At 41.6% G+C, this 3,718-nt stretch carries 2 protein-coding genes; both read right to left on the reverse strand.

Annotated features, from left to right (window positions below; genetic code table 11):
- Positions 1-150: 150 nt before the first annotated feature.
- Positions 151-960: a serine/threonine-protein kinase gene (locus tag F6K22_RS35355; protein ID WP_293109206.1), complete on the reverse strand. Its 810-nt coding sequence runs from the start codon at positions 958-960 to the stop codon at positions 151-153.
- A gap of 498 nt (positions 961-1,458) precedes the next feature.
- The coding region (gene pruA, locus F6K22_RS35360) for an L-glutamate gamma-semialdehyde dehydrogenase (protein ID WP_293109208.1) at positions 1,459-3,718 on the reverse strand (2,260 nt) is incomplete at its 5' end.

Here is a 3,718-nt window from a genome sequence, read left to right on the forward strand (position 1 = left end):
GAACAGGATGCCCAAAGCCTTTAGGCTTAGGTAGCAGAGGCTTGAGTATCTCCCCCATACGAATCACTCAGGTCGCTTGGGTATGGTTGACGTTTAGGGTTAGCGATCGCAGGTAGACGACTCATTAATTATAATATGGAGCAACTATACTCAACAATAACACCTCATTTGACTAGGAGCAACTTTCTTTAGATTCTCTTTATGAATCAGCTCTAATATATTTGCCAGATGATTACTTACTTTTGCCTCGTTCCGCCAGACTATATTTCCTGTATCTTGGTCTGTGGGTAAATTTCCTGGGTTTTTACCAGTCAGTGCTTTTATTCCTACCATTCCCACTGCATAGATATCGCTACTCAGTTTTGGTTTGCCTTTACTTTGTTCGCTTGCCATATAACCAGGTGTTCCGACTGCTACTGTTAGGGTTGTTGTTCCTGGTTGGTTGGTAGTTAATACACTTATTTCTTTTACTGCTCCGAAGTCTATCAATACTATTTTGTTATCCGACTTACGGCGCATCAGATTTTGTGGCTTAATATCTCGGTGAATAATATTATTTTGATGAGCTACTACTAATGCTTCTAATATTCCTTTGAGTAGGGCAATGGTGTAAGACTCGCTTAATTTTTTCCCTGGGGTAAGTTCCTGACTAATATCTTGCCCTTCTATATATTCTTGTACTAAGTAAAATTCTGTTCCTTCCTGAAAATGAGCAAATAATTTTGGTATCTGCTCTAAGTCTTTCCCTAATTTGTATAAAGTTTCTGCTTCTCTCTCAAACAACCTTTGGGCAGTAGCTAAAACTTCTGGGTCTGAACTTCTAGGTTTGAGATGTTTGACTACACATTTCGGATTTCCTGGTAAGTCTAAGTCTTCAGCTAAATAGGTATCCCCAAACCCTCCGCTTCCGAGAGAGTCAATAATTTTGTAGTGATTTCTCAGAATTTTTCCAGACTGCATAATTTTTTCAGTTATCAGACTGCCTAGCAGGGAAATATTGTTTTTTGGGCTTAATTTATTTGAGTATATATGAGCGCACCTTTCCCATTATGCTTATAATACCATGTCAAATTTTTTTGTCAACTTCCCTTTTTCAGTTATCAGTTAACAGTGGGAGCATCTTGCTCCCGTCCTTGGCGTTGCATCCTAGAGACGTTGCATACAACGTCCCTACCGGGTTATCATTTTTTCACTTATCAGTTATCAGTTGTAAAATTTTAAGTCTCCGAAATAATTGAGATTGCTTCCCTCCACTCCGTTCCGGTCGCAATAACGAAATAATTAGGTTTAATTACGCCGATGGTGGTGCATTGTCATTATTTTTGTTCTGAGGTACAGCAGTGGGAACATCTTGCTCCCATGCTGAAGACCTCTCCCCCGACCCCTCTCCTGCTTTTGAGAGGGGAGATACACTCCCCCAACGCTAGCACTTAAGGGGGTTGGGGGGTTAGGTTTTTTTCAGCTATCCACACCCTCAATAGGTGCAAAACCTTGCCGTTGCACATTCTCTGTTATCGTACGCGGTTCCAAAAATTGCAGTAAATAATCAGGTCCTCCTGCTTTTGAACCCACCCCAGATAACTTAAACCCACCAAACGGTTGTCGAGAAACGATCGCTCCAGTAATCCCACGATTAATATATAAATTCCCCACTTCAAATTCTGCTTTTGCTTGTTCAATGTGAGAAGGAGTACGAGAATACAACCCACCAGTCAAAGCAAAATTCGTTCCATTAGCAATTTCCAACGCTTCAGTAAAATTCTGCGCTTTCATCACCGCCAACACCGGACCAAATATTTCCTCCTGAGCAATAGTCGCACTCGGTGACACATCCTTAAATACCACCGGACCGACAAAATAACCATCCTCTGGCGCACTCATCTCAATAGCAACTTCTGCCTCCTGCTTACCCTTAGCAATATATTCCTTAATTCGCTTTTGCGCCTTGTCATCAATCACCGGACCTACTTGGGTACTTGGTTTCTCCGCATCTCCTATGTTTAGCGATCGGGTAGCTTCTACCAAGCGACTAACAAAGGTGTCATAAATTGTTGCAGATACAACAACCCGCGAACAAGCAGAACATTTCTGTCCGCTATATCCAAAAGCAGAATACACAACACCAGCAACTGCTTGGTCGAGGTCTGCACTTTCATCGACAATAATCGCATTTTTACCACCCATTTCAGCAATAACTCGCTTCAAATGTTTTTGCCCTGGTCGCAAAATTGCAGCTTGAGCATAGATATGACAACCTACTTCCTGAGACCCAGTAAAAGTAATACTATTAACATCTGGGTGTTTCACCATAAGATCGCCAACGGTGGAACCCTTACCCGGAACAAACTGAAATACTCCTTTAGGAAAACCTGCTTCCACCAAAATTTCAGCAATTTTTGAGGCAATAACTGATGATACTTCTGCTGGTTTTAACAAGGTGCAGTTACCAGTCACCAAAGATGAAACTGTCATTCCAGTAGGAATAGCTAGAGGAAAATTCCAAGGAGAAATTACCAAAGAAATACCACGGGGTTGATAATAATAACGGTCAGTTTCTCCAGCGACATCATATTTATAACCCCCATCTAACCTTTCCATTTCATCAGCATAGTAGCGACAAAAATCTATAGCTTCAGAAACTTCCGCATTACATTGGTTAAGAGGTTTGCCAACTTCTAAAACCATCCATGCTGTCAGTTCGTGGCGACGTTTTTCCATTAAGTCGGCAGCTTTGCGCAATATCCCTGTCCGTTCCCGAACAGGTGTTTTCTTCCAACCCGGAAATGCTGCTTTTGCTGCTTGAATTGCCTGTTCTGCTTGTTCTACAGAAATTAAACCAATTTTGCCAATAACCTCTTTGGGGTTTGATGGGTTAACGGAATCAACTATTTGTGCAGTATTTGTGTATTCACCATCAATAATTGGCAGATATGTTTTTCCTAACTGTAGTCGTGCTTTACCAATAGCATCCAGAGCTTGTTGCCGTTGTTTAGGGTCGGCGTAGTCGCTATCCGCAGCATTGGGAAAAACTGGTTTAACAACATCGTGAATTGTAGTTTTACCGTTAGTGCTTGGTGCTGCCAATAATTCTTCTAAAGGTCGGTTTTCTGAACTTTGTCTGAGGAATGAACTGTTGGCAGTATTTTCCAACAGACGACGAATTAAATATGACATTCCTGGTAATAAGTCGCCGTAGGGACAATAAACTCGGACGCGATAACCTTTGTCAACTAATGCTTTTGCTATTTGGTCGCCCATACCATAGAGAACTTGCATCTCGAAACAACGCCGAGGAACTTTGAGAATTTCAGCAATGGCGATCGCTCTTGCTTGAGAACGAACATTATGACTACCGATAGCTGAATAAATATATTGATGATTTTCTAACATCATCTGAGTCAGCTTTTCAAAATTGGCATCGGTTTCGGGTTTATCGTTAAATACTGGTTGTGGCCAGTCATGTTGTAAAGCTTTGATAGTTTCCTGATCCCAATACGCTCCTTTAACGAGTCGAACAGTAACGGGGCAACCTCGATTTTTTGCCCAGTCAATAATACCTTGCAAATCTTTTTCGCTATCCCGCAAATATGCTTGAGTTGTCACACCGATGTCGCTGCGGTTGCGAAACTCTTCTTCCATCAACAATTCTTTGAGAATAGCAATGGTTAAGTCTTTGTAGGTGTATTGTTCCATGTCGAAGTGAACTGCTACACCGAGA

The organism is Okeania sp. SIO2F4, from assembly GCF_010672385.1.
Taxonomy (GTDB): domain Bacteria; phylum Cyanobacteriota; class Cyanobacteriia; order Cyanobacteriales; family Microcoleaceae; genus Trichodesmium.